Genomic DNA, 17,832 nt, shown 5'->3' with positions numbered 1-17,832 from the left:
ACGACCCGCGCCAGGCAGGGGCTCAGGCGCGGGTCCACAGGGCGTTTTCGCCCAGTTTTTCCACAAATGTCTCATGTGCCGCGCGTTCTTCTTCGGTGATTTTCGACGCCAGCGGCGTCGGGCGCGCTGTTGGCCGCCAATCGTCCCCTCCGCCACCGGCAGATGCCGCGCTGGTGGACAGGCCAAAGTCCGGCTGTCGCCCGCCAATCAGTTCCAGATACACCTCGGCCAGAATTTCTGAATCGAGCAGCGCCCCGTGCAACACGCGGTTGGTATTGTCGATGTTGAAACGTCGACACAATGCATCCAGAGACGCGGGTGAGCCGGGAAACCGTTTACGCGCAATTGCCAACGTGTCCAATGCCTGATCCATCGGCAGCTGCGGCAACCCCATCCATCTGAGTTCCGCATTCAGGAACTTCATATCGAATGATGCGTTGTGGATTACCAGTTTGGAATCCCGAATGAAATCAAGGAAGCCCTGACCAACCTTGGCAAAAACCGGCTTGTCTTTCAGCGTGACCTCACCCTTTTCCGGGGGGCGCGGAGTGTCCAGCAGGTCGGGACCGATACCGTGCACACCAAATGCCTCTTCGGGCATCGAACGCTCGGGGTTGATGTAGACGTGATAGGTCTCACCCGTGGCCATATGGTTCCACAGTTCGACCGCGCCGATTTCTACGATCCGGTCACCGCTTTCGGGATCAAACCCCGTGGTTTCGGTATCGAGTACAATCTCACGCATCAGCCATCCCCGCCCGTATCTGCCTGACCACATCCTGCACCTGTGCGCGGGCGTGGTCCAGTGTGTCCGTCACGATCACGAAGTCCGAGCGCGCGCATTTTTCGCCATTGGGCATCTGCTTGGCGCGGATCTGTTCGAACTGCGCCTCAGTCATCGTTCCGCGCTCCATCACACGTCGCTTTTGCTCGTCCGCCGGGACCTGAACACAAGCAACCGCATCCATCGCCGCATTGCCGCCTGTTTCAAACAACAAGGGGATGTCGAAAACCAGAATGTCCGCCGTGGCGCTATCCCGAAAACCCGCCCGGTCGGCGGCCACCAAAGGGTGCACGATGCTTTCGATCACTTTCAATGCCGCCGGATCCAAAGATATGGCTTGTTTCAAGGCATCCCGACTGACCGAGCCATCAACAATTGCCTCAGGAAACGCATCGCGCATCGGCTTTACCGCCGCACCGCCTGCAGAATACAGCCGATGCACAGCCGCGTCCGCATCCCAAAGTGCACAGCCTTCATCCACGAACATTTGCGCCGTGGTGCTTTTGCCCATTCCGATCGAGCCTGTCAGGCCAAGAGCAAAGCTCATCCCAGCACCGTGGCGCGCAACTCATCCGTTACCTCGGGCCGTTTGCCAAACCAACGCTCAAAGCCCGGAACCGCCTGGTGCAGCAACATGCCCAGACCATCGACTGTTGTGCACCCGGCCTCTTCGGCCGCTTGCAGAAGCTTGGTCTTTAAAGGCGCGTATACAAGGTCGGTAACCACAGCGCCCGGCTGCAACCCATCCAGCGGCACACGCAATTCGGGCTGTCCCTGCATACCCAGCGATGTGGTGTTCACCACCAGTTCCGCATTCTCGATCACATTGCCGGCCTTGACCCAATCAACCACGGATATGCGCGGCCCAAATTCTTCTTTCAATTGGTCGGCCCGGGTACGCGTGCGGTTGGTTAGCATAATCTCGGGCACTCCGGCATCTACCAGGGCCTGCAAAACGGCGCGCGCGGCACCGCCTGCGCCGAAAACCACGGCTGGCCCGTCCTGTGGGTTCCAGTCGGGCGCCCCTGCAAGCAGGTTTTCCATAAATCCATAGCCATCGGTGTTGTCTGCGTGGATCGAGCCATTAGGCTGAAAGACAAGTGTATTCGCCGCACCAATCTTTGCCGCCCGATCTGACACGTGATCCGCAACCTGCAAGGCGGCTTCTTTATGGGGGACGGTTACATTTGCGCCGACATACCCGGCTTTGGGCAGGGTCCGCAGAACACTCTCCAAATCCTCAGGTGCGACGTCCATGGGGACATAGTGCCCGGCCAGCCCATAGGTCTTTAGCCAATGTCCATGCAGTTTAGGGGACTTTGAATGTCCAATCGGATGCCCAATTACGCCAGCCAAAGGAATTTGGTTATCCGTCATTGATCAATCACCCCTTTAGCAGCCAGAAAATTCAGCAACTCCAACAGGGGCATACCCAAAACATTAAAATAGTCGCCGTCAATGGTCGCGAAAAGGCGCACACCTTCTTCCTCAAGCTTATAAGCCCCGACCGCATGACGAATACTGTCCCAGTTGCGGTCTACGTAGTCACGCAGATAGACATCGGAACTCATGCGCATGCGCAGACGTGCCTGACCAACATGGCGCCAGATCGGCTCGCCATTCTGATAGATCACGGCCGCGGACAGCAGCATATGCCGCTTGCCTCGCATTGCCTTCAACTGCGCCAGCGCGCCTTCGGGCGTTTCTGGTTTCGACAAAAGCTGGCCATCATAGTCCAGCACCTGATCACAGCCCAGAACCATCGCGCCTGGGTTCTTGTCGCTAACCTTGCGGGCCTTCATTTCGGCCAGAGTGTCTGCGATATCCCGAGGGGGCGCGTCTTCGGCCAACAAAGCGCGTTTGGCTGTATCTTCGTCAACGCGCGCGGTTTCCACCGTGAACGGCACGCCCGCATTGCGCAAAAGCTGCGCACGGATAGATGACCCCGAGGCTAGGATGATGGGGACAGACATGTGGAAAACCCCTGAGCAAATCGTTGAGCGTTCTAGGATGGTTTGTATGGTTTTCCGGTTGACACGCAACCCCGGGAATTTCGCCTGAAACTTCCATGAGTCGTTCGAAGACCGTCCTTTTGGGACAAGGATAACTTTGCTTCGCGGGAAAACTGGGATTTCCTGTCTTACCCAACGAGTTATCCCCAGACAAGCTTGAATGATTTAGGTCTAAGATACTGAATTTAAATCATAAAAATTGAAATCAACAGAATCATCCATTCGCGGCACAATTCTATCCACCTGGGGAAAACACATGCGTAAAAAAGTAATCCACGGAATTTACGCACCCTACAAAACCATCATCCTTTTTCTTTTCCTATTTTTTTATTAGGGAGGGTTCCAACCAACGTCCGGAGCCAGAATGACCGATCTTCTTTTCACGATTTACCCGTGGGTGAAGTCATTGCACATCATGGCTGTGATCTCATGGATGGCAGGTTTGTTCTATTTGCCCAGACTATACGTCTATCACGTTGAGAAAGCCCAAAAGGTCGAAGGCGCAGAAACCATCTTCTTTGAGATGGAAGAGAAGCTGCTGCGTGTGATCATGCGACCCGCGATGTATGTAGCCTGGCTTTGCGGTTTGATCATGGTGTTCACGCCCGGCATTGTCGGGTGGGATTGGTCCTGGCCCTGGATTAAGGGTGCTGCCGTAATTGGCATGACCTGGTTCCATCATTGGCTGATGGCAAGACGTAAGGATTTTCTGGAAGGCCGAAATAAGCTCACTGGGCGGCAGTTTCGCATGATGAATGAGGTTCCCACCGTTCTGATGGTTATCATCGTTCTGGCGGTCGTTGTGAAGTTCTGAGGGCCTGTTTGACTCCGACGGCCCGCGCGCTTATGTAGGGATCAACACGCCCGTCCGGGCGGCGTATCTTCCGTACTGAAATTCCACTTCGTGCCGCAATGTCAGCGGCGAAGGTATATATCATGTCCACTGAATCCCTGAATCTGGCCGACCTGAAGGCCAAAAGCCCCAAAGACCTTCTGGCGATGGCCGAAGAGCTGGAGATCGAAAACGCCTCGACCATGCGGAAAGGCGAAATGATGTTCCAGATTCTGCGAGAACGCGCGGATGAAGGCTGGACCGTTGGCGGCGACGGCGTGCTGGAAGTGCTGCAAGACGGCTTTGGCTTTCTACGCTCGCCCGAGGCGAACTATTTGCCAGGTCCGGATGATATCTATGTCTCACCCGACATGATCCGCCAGCATTCCTTGCGCACCGGTGATACGGTCGAAGGGGATATCAAAGCGCCTGATGACAATGAGCGTTACTTTGCGCTGATCAAGGTCACCAAGATCAACTTTGAAGAACCTGAAAAAGCCAGACACAAGATCGCGTTTGACAACCTGACGCCGCTCTATCCCGATGAACGCCTGAAGATGGAGATCGAGGATCCCACCATCAAGGACAAGTCGGCGCGTGTGATCGATCTGGTGGCCCCGATCGGTAAAGGCCAGCGATCGCTGATTGTGGCGCCGCCGCGGACCGGCAAAACAGTGATCCTGCAGAACATCGCGCATTCGATCGAACAGAACCACCCAGAGTGCTATCTGATCGTTCTGCTGATCGACGAACGCCCCGAAGAGGTGACCGACATGCAGCGTTCGGTGAAGGGGGAAGTTGTATCTTCTACCTTCGACGAACCCGCAACGCGCCACGTGGCCGTGTCTGAGATGGTGATCGAAAAAGCCAAGCGTCTGGTCGAGCATAAACGAGATGTTGTTATTCTTCTCGACTCGATCACAAGACTTGGTAGGGCCTTCAACACTGTGGTGCCATCGTCGGGTAAAGTTCTGACCGGTGGTGTGGACGCGAATGCTCTGCAACGGCCCAAGCGGTTCTTTGGTGCGGCACGAAATATCGAAGAGGGTGGCTCTCTGACCATCATTGCCACCGCGCTGATCGACACTGGCAGTCGGATGGACGAAGTTATCTTCGAAGAATTCAAAGGAACCGGTAACTCGGAAATCGTTCTGGATCGTAAGATCGCAGATAAGCGCGTGTTCCCGGCCATCGACATCCTCAAGTCCGGCACCCGGAAAGAGGAACTTTTGGTCGATAAGGGAGATCTGGCTAAGACATTCGTCTTGCGTCGTATCCTCAACCCGATGGGCACGACCGACGCGGTCGAGTTCCTGTTGTCCAAGTTGAAACAGACCAAGACGAACGGCGAGTTCTTCGATTCGATGAACACCTGACACAGGTCTTAAACGACGCGAGGCCTTCGAATGGATACGATATTCGCCTTGGCCAGCGCGCAAGGCAAAGCCGGGGTGGCGGTCATCCGCCTCTCGGGACCACACGCGCATTCCGCAGCTGCCAGCTTAACCGGAAGCCCGCTGCCGCCTCGTGGCATGCGGGTCCGGTCGTTACATGCCGCGGATGGCGCACGGTTGGATGACGGGCTGGTTCTGACCTTTCAGGCCCCGGCCAGTTTTACTGGCGAAGACGTGGCCGAACTGCAGATCCATGGCAGCACCGCTTCGGTGAACGCAGTGATGCGGTGCCTGTCCGATATGGACGGGCTACGACTGGCCGAACCTGGAGAGTTCACACGCAGGGCGCTGGAAAACGGTAAGATGGACCTGACACAGGTCGAAGGTCTTGCTGATCTGATTGATGCGGAAACCGAGGCGCAACGCAAACAAGCACAGACTATTCTGGCTGGTGATTTGGGTGTTTTGGCGGAACGGTGGCGACGCGATCTGATCCGCGCTGCATCCTTGCTGGAAGCTGTCATTGATTTCGCGGATGAGGACGTCCCAACAGACGTTACACCCGAGGTTAAATCCCTTGTGACCGGCGTTATGGCTGATCTGCAACGTGAAGCAGATGGCGTAAAGATCGCAGAGCGCATTCGAACAGGGTTTGAAGTCGCGATTGTTGGTCTTCCGAATGCCGGAAAATCAACCTTGCTAAATGCTCTGGCAGGGCGAGAGGCGGCGATTACTTCGGAATATGCCGGAACTACTCGCGATGTGATCGAGGTTCGAATGGATCTTGCGGGACTTCCGGTCACTTTACTGGACACCGCAGGATTGCGGGAAACCGAGGATCACGTCGAAAGCCTGGGAATCGAACTGGCAAGAAAGCGGGCGGATTCAGCTGATCTGCGTGTGTTTCTGACGGATGACCCGAAGGACCTGGGTGTTCAGATGGTGAATGGCGATATACAGGTTTTGCCAAAATCTGACCTTCGAGATTCGTCCGAAGGTGGAATATCCGGAAAAACCGGGCAGGGTTTAGATCAACTCATTTCCCAGATTTCGGATGTACTTAGTACCCGAACCACAAGCAGTGGTATCGCGACACGGGAAAGGCACCGGGTTGCTTTGATCAAATCGCGGGAATCCCTGAGTTCTGCTATGGCGGTTCTGGAATCGGGTCCAGACCTGTATGATATCGCAGCAGAAGAATTACGCACGGCAATCCGTGCGCTAGAAACCTTGGTTGGCAGAATCGGTGTTGAAGACCTTTTGGATGAGATCTTCTCGAGTTTCTGCCTGGGTAAGTAAGGAGTGTTTCACGTGAAACATTCAGATTTCGACGTGATTGTAATTGGCGCAGGCCATGCGGGTACAGAAGCAGCTCATGCGGCAGCGCGTATGAGTGTCAAGACAGCACTGGTCACATTGACCGAATCAGATATAGGCGTCATGTCTTGTAACCCGGCAATTGGTGGGCTGGGTAAAGGCCATTTGGTCCGCGAAATTGATGCCCTGGATGGTGTCATGGGACGTGTTGCCGATCAGGCCGGCATTCAATTTCGCTTGCTAAATCGACGCAAAGGACCAGCCGTTCAAGGTCCCAGAACACAGGCAGATCGTGCGCTATACCGTGCGGCCATGCAGAAAGAGACGGAAGAACAACCAGATCTTTTCGTCGTTACCGGGGAAGTTGTCGATTTCCTGATGGACGGGAACCAAGTTTCAGGTGTGAAACTGGCCGACGGTTCTGAAATCAAGAGTAAAACGGTTATCCTGACGTCCGGAACCTTCTTGCGCGGTGTCATTCATATTGGGGATGTATCTCGGCCCGGCGGTCGTATGGGTGATCGCCCGTCAGTCAAATTGGCAGAACGGCTTGACAGTTTCGAACTACCCTTGGGGCGTTTGAAAACAGGAACACCGCCGCGGTTGGATGGTCGGACGATTGATTGGAGTGGTCTGGAACAGCAAGATGGGGATGATGACCCGACCTTGTTTTCATTCCTGTCAACAAAGGTGATTGCCCCTCAAATTTCTTGCGGAATCACGCATACCAACGCGCGGACGCACGAAATCATTGAAAAAAACTTGTCTCGATCGGCGATGTATGGCGGACATATTGATGGGGTGGGCCCCAGGTATTGCCCATCCATCGAGGATAAGATCGTTCGCTTTGCCGATAAGGAATCACATCAGATTTTCCTGGAACCCGAAGGTGTCGATGATCACACGATCTATCCGAACGGGATTTCGACCTCTTTGCCTCAGGACGTGCAACTTGAGTATGTGCGTTCAATCAAAGGTCTTGAGGCGGCAGAGATCCTGCAGCCTGGTTATGCAATTGAGTATGACTATGTGGATCCGCGTGTTTTGACATCGACTCTCGCGCTACCAGATGTCGAAGGACTATATCTAGCAGGGCAAATAAACGGAACTACAGGATATGAGGAAGCAGCTGCGCAAGGCTTGGTTGCGGGGTTGAATGCTGCGCTAAAGGTGCTTGACCGGGAACCGCTGCATTTTACACGTGCTGACAGTTATATCGGCGTGATGATCGACGACCTGACAACACGCGGTGTTGTGGAACCTTATCGCATGTTCACGTCACGCGCAGAATTCCGTTTGTCACTACGTGCCGATAATGCAGACCAGCGCCTTACGCCAATTGGGCTGGAAATCGGCTGTGTTGGCAGTGAGCGGAGCAGCATGTTTTCAAGCAAGATGGAGAGGTTGTCCGCCGCAAAGTCCCAGCTTACAGAAAAAACCTTTACTCCAAAAGAAGTTCGAGCAGCTGGTATCAATGTCAATCAAGATGGAAACCGCAGGGACGGGATGGCTATTCTGGCGTTCCCGGATGTTCACTTTGGTGATCTTGTTCCTCTGATGCCCGAGATTGAGAGTGTTGAGGAGGAGATCCGTCTGCAAGTAGAGCGGGACGCTTTGTACGCAAACTACATTGCCCGGCAACAAAAAGATGTTGAGGCGATGAAACGCGATGAATCATATGAGATTCCACGGGGTTTCGACTATTTTGCGATGGAAGGGCTATCTTCTGAAATGAAGCAAAAGCTTTCAAATGCTAAGCCCGAGAACATTGCACAGGCGGGGCGTGTCGAAGGAGTTACCCCTGCGGCACTGACGTTGTTATTGGCTAAGCTTCGTCGCGATCAGAAGGTCCGCAAGGTATGAATGGGACCACTATTGATGATTTGGATGTTTCACGTGAAACATTCGAGCGTCTCACAACCTATGTGGAGCTTGTTAGGCGGTGGAACCCGAAGATCAATCTTGTTTCACGGAAAAGCTTGGATGACATCTGGGTTCGACACATAAAGGATTCCGTACAAGTTTATAGATGCGCAGGCCCATTCGAAAACTGGGTAGATTTAGGTAGCGGAGGCGGATTCCCCGGGATGGTTTGTGCCATAATGGCCATTGAAGACGCACCAGATGCCCAGTTCATCTTTATTGAAAGTGACCAACGAAAATCTGCCTTTCTGCGCAACGTTGCACGTGTGTGCGGCGCGAAATGCACTGTTGTTTCCAAGCGAATCGAAGTGGTTGAACCGTTGAGCGCAGATATCCTTTCTGCGCGGGCTCTTGCTGATTTTCCTACGCTATTGTCCTTTTGCGACAGACATTTGAGCAAAAAGGGGCTGGCGCTGTTGCCGAAAGGCGAAAGGTGGAAAAAAGAGCTGGAAGAGGCGCAGGAAGAATGGAATTTCGACGTTGACCCGATTACAAGTTTAACTGAGCCTCAGGCCGTTATCCTTAAAATCAAAGGAGTATCACGTGGTTGATTTGTCTCGTCCCTCAGGGCCCCGGATTATTGCGGTAGCCAATCAGAAGGGCGGGGTTGGGAAAACCACAACGGCAATCAACCTTGCGGCCGGTCTGGCCGAGGCTGGATGCAAAGTGCTGGTTGTCGATCTTGATCCTCAGGGGAACGCGTCCACCGGGTTGGGGGTCGAGGATCGGGATTGGACGACGTATGACCTGATACTGGATGACGCGCCTTTAGAGGCAGTCGTTCAGGAAACCGAAATCGAGGGGTTGTTTGTTGTCCCGGCGACGGTTGATCTAAGCTCGGCGGATATTGAGCTGATATCCAATGAAAAACGCAGCTATCTGTTGCATGACGCACTGCGTCAAACCGCTATCGACAAGTTTGACCTGGATTTTGTGCTGATCGACTGCCCGCCTTCGTTAAACCTTCTGACCGTCAACGCTATGGTTGCTGCACATTCTGTCCTGGTGCCGTTGCAGAGTGAGTTCTTTGCGTTAGAAGGATTGTCGCAACTGATGCTGACCATCCGAGAGGTGCGCCAAACCGCGAATCCGGACCTTAGAATCGAAGGTGTGGTGTTGACCATGTATGACAACCGCAACAATTTGTCCCGTCAGGTCGAAAAGGACGCGCGTGACAATCTGGGTGAGATGGTATTTAAAACCAAGATACCCAGAAACGTGCGGGTCAGCGAGGCTCCGTCTTACGCGTTGCCCGTATTGCAATACGACTCGGGATCACTGGGGGCGATGGCTTACCGGCATCTGGCCCGGGAAGTCATGCACAAGAACAAGAAAGTCGCCGCCTAAGCGACAGTGAGGAGGGCACCATGGCCGTCAAGAAATCAAAACCCAGAGGTTTGGGCCGGGGACTTTCCGCTTTGATGGCGGATGTGACGCAGGATACCGAAGGGCTTATTTCCTCGGATCCGCGCCGTCCGGATATGAAAGTCCCGATTGAAAAACTGCGCGCTAACCCGAACCAGCCACGCAGAACCTTTCAGCAAGAGCGATTGGATGAACTTGCGGCCTCGGTCAAAGAAAAGGGCATCATTCAACCGCTGATCGTGCGTGAGGTTCGCGGTGGCGACTATGAAATCGTGGCAGGCGAACGCCGCTGGCGTGCGGCTCAGATGGCGCAGCTGCATGATATCCCGGTTATCGTGCGGGATTTTGACGACACCGAAGTTCTGGAAGTCGCCATTATCGAGAATATCCAACGCGCAGACCTGAATGCTGTCGAAGAGGCTGCGGGTTACAAGCAGTTGATGGACCGTTTCGGCCATACACAGGAAAAGCTGGCCGAAGCACTGGGTAAAAGCCGCAGCCATATTGCGAACCTTTTGCGTTTGCTGTCGTTGCCGATGGACGTTCAGAAGCTTGTTGTTGAAGGAAAACTGTCTGCCGGTCATGCCCGTGCGCTGATTACGGCTGAAGACCCCTCTGAGCTGGCGAAGATCGTCGTCAAGGACGGGCTGAGCGTGCGTGCGACTGAAGCGCTGGTGAAAAAACAACAGCAGGGGGATGCTCCTCAGGCGGCGCCGCGGTCCAGAAATCTGAATGCTGGCAAGGATGCGGATACGCGCGCGTTGGAAAAGGATCTTTCGGCCATTCTGGCGATGAAAGTAGCCATCAACCACAAAGCGGGATCGGAAACGGGGCAGGTCGTGCTGACCTACGAAAACCTTGATCAATTGGACGATCTTTGCGCCAAGCTCAGCCGTTAGGGCGGGTCCAGATAAAAATCATAACCCCGCTGAGGACAACTGCCTGAATGATCATGACGTGGCTTGGAAGCGCAAGAACGACAGACAATCCAAAAACGGCGGCAACCGACAGGGTGGCCGCCTTTTTTGCGGCCGGACGAATGGCGCCCGAGCGTTGCCAATCCAAGATCATCGGCCCGAAGGTTCCATGACTGACCAGCCAAGTGTGCAGTCGGGAGGAAGATCGGGCAAAAAAGAACGCGGCCAGCAAAAGAAACGGGACCGTCGGCAGCAGCGGCAACACAATGCCGACAACAGCCAACCCGACGCAGATCAATCCCATTGCGGCCCAGAGGTACTGCATCGTTTATCCCAATAACTCTCGAATGACCGCATTCAGGACTGCGCGACCATCTTTGGTGGCGATCAATCGGCCGTTTGATCGGTGTATCATACCCAGCTCTTCCAGGTCTCTCAGTTTGTTTTCTGGCAGTGTGAGATCGGAAAGTGCATTGAAACGATCAACATCTAGTCCTTCAGCAATTCTCATACCCATCATAAGGTATTCACTTGCCTGATCTTGCGTAGATAGCAATGATCTTTCTTTCTCGCCGTTTCCTTTTTCAACAGCACTGAGCCAAGCGTTGGGTGACAGATAGGTCTCTGTCGCTATCTTCTGGCCGTCCAGCGTAATACGCCCGTGCGCGCCGGGGCCGACACCAACGTAATCTCCGTAACGCCAATAGATCAAGTTGTGCCGGGATTCTGCCCCCGGACGGGCATGGTTGGAAACCTCATAGGCGGGCAGGCCGTGGGCTTCGCAGATCTCTTGTGTGGCCAGATACATGTCGGCGGCGCGGTCATCCTCGGGCAGTCCACGCAGCTTACCAACTGCATACCGGTCCCCAAAGGCGGTGCCTTCCTCGATCGTCAATTGATAGAGCGAGAGGTGATCGATGGCCATCGACAGCGCCTCGGTCAGCTCCGCTTGCCAGGCCTTCGGGGTTTGGTGCTGACGCGCGTAAATCATGTCAAAGCTGACACGGTCAAAGCAGTTGCGGGCGATGGCAAAGGCGGCACGGGCCTCGGCGACCGTGTGGATACGACCCAATCGGCGCAGGTCCTCGTCATTCAGGGCCTGAACACCCATGGAAACGCGGTTCACGCCCGCATCGCGATAGGCGGCAAACCGGCCTGCCTCGACCGATCCGGGGTTGGCCTCAAGCGTGACTTCCATGTCGTTCGCAGGGCGCCAGAGCTTGCGCGCCTCGTCGATAATGGCTGCCACCGTTTCTGGTGCCATAAGGGACGGCGTGCCGCCACCAAAGAAGATTGTGTTCAAAACCCGGTCAGGGGTTTCAGATGCCGAGCGACGCAGTTCAGTCAAATACGATTTAAGCCATTGTTTTTGAACAATATTTTTTGAAACATGGCTGTTGAAATCGCAATAGGGGCACTTAGCCTCGCAAAAAGGCCAGTGAACATAGAGGCCGAAGCCTCCATGCCGCCAGTCATCCACCGAAACAGCCTTGAACAAAGGCGTTTACGGCGCGTCCGCGATGGCTGATTTTGTGTTTTTCCGCCGGAACCATTTCCGCACAGGTCACATCGTGCCCGTCCGGTTGGAACATCGGGTCATAACCGAAGCCGTTTTCCCCACGGATGGGCCAGACAAGCTGACCGGGCATGACGCCCTCAAACACTTCGTCATGACCATCGGGCCAGGCCAGGACCAGTGTGCAGCGAAATTGTGCAGTGCGTGGATGAGGCGCCTGTGCGGCCTCGAGCTCATCATGTGCCCGGGTCATCGCCATCAGGAAATCGCGGCCATTGCCGGTTTCTGCCCAATCGGCGGTGTAGACACCGGGCGCGCCGTCCAGCGCGTCGATCGTGATTCCGGAATCGTCCGACAGGGCAGGCAGGCCGGTGGCTTGTGCCGCCGCATGGGCCTTGATCCGGGCGTTACCGACGAACGTATCTTCGGTTTCTTCCGGTTCCGGCAGGTTCATCTCTGCCGCTCCAACAACCTTCACGCCGAAGGCCTCAAGGAGATGGGTCATCTCCTCAAGCTTGCCTTTGTTGTGCGTGGCCACCAGCAGCCTGTCGCCGTCGAACTTGCGGGTCATGCGGTGGCTGCCTTTTGGGCCGCAACCAGCTCACCCACGCCTTTTTCTGCCAGATCCATCAGCTGGTTCATTTGATCACGGCTGAAAACAGAGCCCTCGGCGCTCATCTGCACTTCGATCAGTTTGCCTGATCCGGTCATGATGAAGTTACCGTCAACACCGGCCTCGCTGTCTTCAGGATAGTCCAGATCCAGAACCGGCTGGCCCGCGTAGATGCCGCAGGATACGGCCGCGACGGGATCGACCAGCGGGTCGGAAATGACGTCCCCGGTTTTCATCAGCTTGTTCACGGCCAGACGCAGCGCGACCCAGCCACCGGTGATCGAGGCGCAGCGGGTGCCGCCATCAGCCTGGATAACATCGCAGTCCACGGTGATCTGACGCTCACCCAACGCAACCCGATCCACGCCTGCGCGTAGCGAACGACCGATCAGGCGTTGAATTTCTACGGTACGGCCGCCTTGCTTGCCACTGGCCGCCTCGCGCCGCATGCGGGTGTTTGTTGCGCGGGGCAACATGCCGTATTCGGCAGTAACCCAACCCAGGCCCGAGCCTTTGATGAACGGCGGCACGCGATCCTCAATCGTGGCGGTGCACAGGACATGGGTATCGCCTATTTTGATCAGGCAGGAACCTTCGGCATGTTTGGTAAACCCCGTTTCGATTGAAACGGCGCGCATTTCGCTTAAATCTCGTCCTGAGGGTCGCATGGAAAATCCTTTGTTTGCTGGGTTGGGGATAACGTCCCCGTGCCTTAGGATGCAACCCCGATTGACCTTTCAGATGTCTGCGATTTAATGCCAATCCAGCAGAGGATTGCCGATGAGCGAAGCAAGTAGAGTTCTGGACGAAATGAATGACCGGTCACGCGAGGTGTTCCGGTTGATCGTCGAGAGCTATCTGGACAGCGGCGAACCGGTCGGAAGCCGCTCGCTGACCCGCACATTGTCGGAAAAGGTCAGCGCTGCCACCGTACGCAATGTTATGCAGGATCTCGAATTTTTGGGTCTTCTCGACAGCCCGCACGTCAGTGCAGGCCGGGTGCCCACGCAGATGGGTCTGCGGATGTTCGTCGATGGGTTGCTGGAAGTGGGTGATCTTGGTGTAGACGATCGGCAGAAGTTGGATGAAACACTAGGCTCTAACGCGGGTGATGTGGGCGGGATGCTGGACCGAGTTGGTTCGGCCTTGTCACACGTGACACATGGCGCATCGCTGGTTCTTACCCCCAAGCAAGAGTCCGAGATCAAGCATATTGAGTTCGTCTCGCTGGCCCATGACCGCGCTTTGGTGGTTCTGGTTTTTGCGGACGGGCATGTGGAAAACCGGCTATTTACGCCTCCGCCGGGACAGACACCCAGTTCGATGCGCGAGGCGGCGAACTTTCTGAACTCTCTGATCGAAGGACGAACGCTCAGCGAAGTGCTGCGTCAGATGCAGACCCAGATTACCGCGCGCAGGCAGGAAATTGATGTATTGGCGCGCGAGATGGTCGAAAGCGGCATGGCGGCCTGGGATGGGGACGGGACAGACTCGGCCCGTTTGATCGTGCGCGGGCGGGCGAATCTGCTGGGAGAGCCAGGCGAAGCCGAGGAATTGGACCGAATCCGAACGTTGTTTGACGACCTGGAGCGAAAGCAAGACATTGCTGAATTCCTCGAATTGACCGAAGAAGGCGAGGGTGTGCGCATTTTTATCGGCTCTGAGAACAAACTTTTCTCACTTTCGGGTTCCTCTTTGGTGGTGTCTCCATATATGAACGCTGATCGAAAGATAATTGGTGCGGTTGGGGTCATCGGACCCACTCGTCTGAATTACGGGCGGATCGTGCCGATCGTGGATTATACGGCGCAACTGGTCGGCAAACTGATTTCCGACCGGAGCTAGAGGGTAAGAGATGGCAGAGCCCAAAAACGAAGAATTTCTGGACGATATCGCAGCCGCCGAGGCGGAAGAGCTGGCCGAGGAATTTGCCGAGATCAGTGAAGAAGCGCTGGAACTTGATGCGCTGCGTGCTGAGCGGGATGATTTCAAAGACAAGTTCATGCGCGCGCTGGCGGATGCGGAAAACGCCCGCAAGCGGGGTGACCGGGCGCGCCGCGATGCGGAACAATATGGCGGATCGAAACTGGCCCGCGACATGCTGCCGGTTTACGACAACATGAAACGTGCGCTTGAAGCCGCGACCGATGAGCAGAAAGAAGTGGCAGGACCCCTTCTGGAAGGCGTGGAACTGACCATGCGTGCGCTGAAGGACGTGTTCCAAAAGCATGGGATGGAAGTGATCACGCCCGAAGTTGGCGACCGGTTTGATCCCAACGTGCATGAAGCGATGTTCGAGGCCCCGGTGCCGGGTACCCGTGCAGGTGACATAATACAGGTGTCCGCAGAAGGCTTCATGTTGCATGATCGCCTGCTGCGGCCGGCGCAGGTTGGGGTGTCGTCTACTCCGGCAAGTTAATTGGCTTCGTTGAAGCCAAGCCTTGGGCGAGAGTATTTTTGAAAAGATGAAGGGGCGGTCAGGTTTTGGCCGCCTCTTTCAGTTTGTAGATCAGGTCGAGTGCTTCTCGCGGGGTAAGCTCATCCGGCAGAATATCGTCCAGCATGCCGGTTACCGGAGAAGCTTTGGGCGCTGGTGGTGGCGGTGGCGGGGCGGCTGAAAACAAAGGCAGATCGTCGATCAGGGTCTTTTGCTTTCCCCCTTCACGTTCGGTTTTTTCAAGTTGGTCCAGCACGATACGAGCACGTTCAACGACTGAAGCTGGCAGTCCTGCCAATTGGGCGACCTGGACACCATAGGACCTGTCAGCCGCGCCTTTGTGGACTTCGTGCAGGAAGATCACCTCGCCTTCCCATTCTTTGACAGCAACGGTGGCGTTTTCCACGCCTTCCAGTTTGCCGGCAAGTGCGGTGAGTTCATGGTAATGGGTTGCGAACAGGGCGCGACATTTGTTGGAGGCGTGCAGATGTTCCAGCGTGGCCCAGGCGATGGAGAGGCCATCATAGGTGGCCGTACCGCGACCGATTTCATCAAGAATAACAAGAGCGCGGTCATCAGCCTGATTGAGGATGGCGGCGGTTTCGACCATTTCGACCATAAAGGTCGAGCGTCCGCGAGCCAAATCATCCGACGCTCCGACGCGGCTGAACAGTTGGCTGACTAGCCCGACATGCGCCTGTTCCGCAGGCACGTAACTGCCCATCTGGGCAAGCAGGGCAATCAGGGCATTCTGGCGTAGGAAGGTCGATTTACCGGCCATGTTGGGACCTGTCAGCAGCCAGATCGCCGCGCCTTTGTCAGCACTGAGATCGCAATCATTGGCGATGAAGGCGTCGCCGTTTTGCTGGCGCAATGCCTGTTCGACCACCGGGTGTCTTCCGCCCTGAACATCGAACGCGCGTGAGGCATCAACTTGCGGGCGACACCAGTTTTCACCACGCGCCAGATCGGCCAGAGCAGTGGTCAGATCCAGTTCAGCCAAACCGCGCGCTGCTTGGTTGAGACGTGCGGCCTTATCCAGAATTTCGCCAGAAAGCGTTGCATAGAGCCGTTTTTCGATCTCAAGCGCCAAGTTTCCGGCGTTTAGAATGCGGGTCTCGATCTCGGACAGCTCCACGGTCGTGAACCGGACCTGGTTGGCGGTTGTTTGACGGTGGATATAGGTCTCAGAAAATGGTGGGTTCAGCATTTTCTCGGCATGGGTGGCCGTAGTTTCGATGAAATAGCCCAGCACATTGTTATGCTTGATCTTCAGTGACGTGATGCCGGTGTGTTCCGCATATTTCTGCTGAAACCCGGCAATGACGGAACGACCTTCGTCGCGTAGGGTGCGGGCTTCGTCCAGTTCGGCATCATAACCCGGGGCGATGAACCCGCCGTCCCGGGCCAGCAATGGGGGTTCGGCCACAAGCGCTTCGTCAAGCAGGTTCAGCAGGTCGTCAAATCCGACCAGATTTTGCAGGGCGGTGGCCAGAAGAACCGGCAGGTCTTGACCCGTGCAGAGTTCGGCGATTGCGGCGGCCTGTGTCAGACCGTTGCGAATGGCGGTCAGATCCCGCGGGCCACCCCGATCCAGTGACAGGCGGGACAGCGCCCGGTCCAGATCCGGGGTTTTGCGCAAAGCCTCGCGCAGGTCTGATGTGATCAGGCTGTCTTCGGCCGTAAAAGTTACCGCATCCAGCCGCCCATGGATGACGTCCAGATTGCGGGATGGGCTGGAAATCCGTTGGTCCAACAGTCGTGCACCACCCGGTGTGACGGTGCGATCCATCACAGATAGCAGCGAACCCGCGCGGCCACCGGACAGGGATCGGGTCAGTTCCAGATTGCGCCGCGTGGCAGCGTCGATCTGAACGACTCGGTCCTCAGATTCTTTCAATGGGGTTTGCAGAAGCGGCAGTTTGCCTTTTTGCGTGATTTCCAGATAGTCGATCAGTGCGCCCATGGCGGAAATCTCAGCCCGGCCGAAACTGCCAAACGCGTCCAGTGCGCCCACGTGAAACAGCCCGCATATGCGCTTTTCCGCCGCAGTGCTGTCGAAGCTGGCACGCCCGATTGGGGTCAGCGAGATACCCAGATCCATAACGGGTTCGTTCAGTTTGTCCTGGATGCCATCGGCCACGATCAACTCGGATGGTGCCAGCCGGGCCAATTCGGGACTGAGGCGCACTGAGGTCAAAGGCATCACGTGAAACGCCCCGGTCGAGATATCGGCCCAAGCCAGCGCGGCCTCATCGCGAACCTCGGCATAGGCGGCCAGGAAGTTGTGGCGGCGAGCCTCAAGCAGGGCATCTTCGGTCAAAGTGCCAGGCGTTACGAGGCGCACAACATCGCGCTTTACGACCGATTTAGAGCCTCTTTTTTTCGCTTCAGCCGGGCTTTCCATCTGTTCGCAGACGGCCACGCGAAACCCTTTCCGGATCAGCGTCAGCAGATACCCTTCAGCCGCATGGACCGGTACGCCGCACATCGGAATGTCGGTGTCGTTATGCTTTCCGCGTTTGGTCAAGGCGATGTCCAGCGCTTCGGCGGCGTTGACGGCGTCCTGAAAGAACATCTCGTAAAAGTCGCCCATGCGGTAAAACAGCAAGGCATCGGCATGCGCCTCTTTGATTTCGAGATATTGCGCCATCATCGGCGTGACTGTGGACAAGGCTGACCCCTTTTGGCGTATTCCGGTCGCGACCTTACAAATCCACCC

General features: G+C 55.7%; 18 protein-coding genes. 9 read left to right on the top strand and 9 right to left on the bottom strand.

All coding sequences use genetic code 11. The features are described from left to right. Positions 1–22: 22 nt before the first annotated feature. Genes dnaQ through AC2FLA_RS06665 form a run of 4 tightly spaced genes read right to left on the bottom strand, consistent with a single transcriptional unit; the run spans position 23 to position 2,757 of the window. The gene (gene dnaQ, locus AC2FLA_RS06680; protein ID WP_496721355.1) at positions 23–745 is read right to left on the bottom strand and encodes a DNA polymerase III subunit epsilon; all 723 of its coding nucleotides are present in this window, start codon (positions 743–745) and stop codon (positions 23–25) included. Then, positions 738–1,331: a dephospho-CoA kinase gene (coaE, locus tag AC2FLA_RS06675; protein ID WP_496721354.1), complete on the bottom strand. Its 594-nt coding sequence runs from the start codon at positions 1,329–1,331 to the stop codon at positions 738–740. The genes dnaQ and coaE overlap by 8 nt, the downstream gene beginning before the upstream one ends. After that, positions 1,328–2,161 (bottom strand): shikimate dehydrogenase, encoded by an 834-nt coding sequence (locus AC2FLA_RS06670; RefSeq protein WP_496721353.1) that lies wholly within the window; start codon positions 2,159–2,161, stop codon positions 1,328–1,330. Before AC2FLA_RS06670 ends, coaE begins: the two co-directional genes overlap by 4 nt. Then, entirely contained in the window at positions 2,158–2,757 is a 600-nt protein-coding gene (locus AC2FLA_RS06665; RefSeq protein ID WP_496721352.1) for a Maf family protein, read from the bottom strand. The genes AC2FLA_RS06670 and AC2FLA_RS06665 overlap by 4 nt, the downstream gene beginning before the upstream one ends. 403 nt (positions 2,758–3,160) lie before the next feature. Here AC2FLA_RS06665 and AC2FLA_RS06660 point away from each other — a divergent pair, with 403 nt between their 5' ends. The 7 genes from AC2FLA_RS06660 (at position 3,161) to AC2FLA_RS06630 (ending at position 10,526) form a co-directional block, all read left to right on the top strand. Then, on the top strand, positions 3,161–3,610 hold the full coding sequence (locus AC2FLA_RS06660) for a CopD family protein (RefSeq protein WP_496721351.1): 450 nt from the start codon (positions 3,161–3,163) through the stop codon (positions 3,608–3,610). Positions 3,611–3,732: 122 nt separating this feature from the next. Continuing rightward, positions 3,733–5,004 (top strand): transcription termination factor Rho, encoded by a 1,272-nt coding sequence (gene rho, locus AC2FLA_RS06655; protein WP_113791245.1) that lies wholly within the window; start codon positions 3,733–3,735, stop codon positions 5,002–5,004. 30 nt (positions 5,005–5,034) lie between these two features. Continuing rightward, complete coding sequence (gene mnmE / locus AC2FLA_RS06650) at positions 5,035–6,321, top strand: tRNA uridine-5-carboxymethylaminomethyl(34) synthesis GTPase MnmE (protein ID WP_496721350.1); 1,287 nt, start codon at positions 5,035–5,037, stop codon at positions 6,319–6,321. 12 nt (positions 6,322–6,333) lie between these two features. Then, positions 6,334–8,202, top strand: coding sequence for a tRNA uridine-5-carboxymethylaminomethyl(34) synthesis enzyme MnmG (gene mnmG, locus AC2FLA_RS06645; RefSeq protein WP_496721349.1), 1,869 nt, complete (start codon positions 6,334–6,336; stop codon positions 8,200–8,202). Beyond that, a complete protein-coding gene (gene rsmG, locus AC2FLA_RS06640; protein ID WP_496721348.1) occupies positions 8,199–8,813 on the top strand; it encodes a 16S rRNA (guanine(527)-N(7))-methyltransferase RsmG in 615 nt (204 codons plus the stop codon). Before mnmG ends, rsmG begins: the two co-directional genes overlap by 4 nt. Beyond that, a complete protein-coding gene (locus AC2FLA_RS06635) occupies positions 8,806–9,609 on the top strand; it encodes a ParA family protein (RefSeq protein ID WP_058279264.1) in 804 nt (267 codons plus the stop codon). Before rsmG ends, AC2FLA_RS06635 begins: the two co-directional genes overlap by 8 nt. Before the next feature lie 20 nt (positions 9,610–9,629). Beyond that, positions 9,630–10,526: a ParB/RepB/Spo0J family partition protein gene (locus AC2FLA_RS06630; RefSeq protein ID WP_496721347.1), complete on the top strand. Its 897-nt coding sequence runs from the start codon at positions 9,630–9,632 to the stop codon at positions 10,524–10,526. Here the strand turns inward: AC2FLA_RS06630 and AC2FLA_RS06625 are convergent. From AC2FLA_RS06625 to rph, 4 genes are read right to left on the bottom strand one after another with little or no spacing between them, the layout of a single operon-like run. Beyond that, positions 10,516–10,869 carry a YbaN family protein gene (locus AC2FLA_RS06625; RefSeq protein ID WP_108860522.1) on the bottom strand — a complete coding sequence of 118 codons (354 nt, stop codon included), beginning with the start codon at positions 10,867–10,869 and terminating at the stop codon, positions 10,516–10,518. The genes AC2FLA_RS06630 and AC2FLA_RS06625 overlap by 11 nt on opposite strands. Positions 10,870–10,872: 3 nt before the next feature. Beyond that, positions 10,873–12,024, bottom strand: coding sequence for a radical SAM family heme chaperone HemW (gene hemW / locus AC2FLA_RS06620; protein ID WP_496721389.1), 1,152 nt, complete (start codon positions 12,022–12,024; stop codon positions 10,873–10,875). Further along, a complete protein-coding gene (gene rdgB, locus AC2FLA_RS06615) occupies positions 12,017–12,631 on the bottom strand; it encodes an RdgB/HAM1 family non-canonical purine NTP pyrophosphatase (protein WP_282170591.1) in 615 nt (204 codons plus the stop codon). The genes hemW and rdgB overlap by 8 nt, the downstream gene beginning before the upstream one ends. Continuing rightward, positions 12,628–13,341, bottom strand: coding sequence for a ribonuclease PH (gene rph, locus AC2FLA_RS06610; RefSeq protein ID WP_058279370.1), 714 nt, complete (start codon positions 13,339–13,341; stop codon positions 12,628–12,630). The genes rdgB and rph overlap by 4 nt, the downstream gene beginning before the upstream one ends. A 112-nt stretch (positions 13,342–13,453) precedes the next feature. Between rph and hrcA the strand changes: the two genes are divergently transcribed. Beyond that, positions 13,454–14,518 carry a heat-inducible transcriptional repressor HrcA gene (gene hrcA / locus AC2FLA_RS06605; protein WP_282119790.1) on the top strand — a complete coding sequence of 355 codons (1,065 nt, stop codon included), beginning with the start codon at positions 13,454–13,456 and terminating at the stop codon, positions 14,516–14,518. Positions 14,519–14,528: 10 nt separating this feature from the next. Continuing rightward, entirely contained in the window at positions 14,529–15,092 is a 564-nt protein-coding gene (locus tag AC2FLA_RS06600; protein ID WP_058275130.1) for a nucleotide exchange factor GrpE, read from the top strand. Between the two features lie 58 nt (positions 15,093–15,150). On the opposite strand, the gene mutS is transcribed toward AC2FLA_RS06600, so the two are convergent. After that, positions 15,151–17,766 carry a DNA mismatch repair protein MutS gene (gene mutS, locus AC2FLA_RS06595; protein WP_496721388.1) on the bottom strand — a complete coding sequence of 872 codons (2,616 nt, stop codon included), beginning with the start codon at positions 17,764–17,766 and terminating at the stop codon, positions 15,151–15,153. Positions 17,767–17,832 lie beyond the last annotated feature (66 nt).

The sequence above is a fragment of the Ruegeria sp. CDSA033 genome (assembly GCF_059612305.1).
This window is presented reverse-complemented; position numbering and strand designations above follow the sequence as displayed.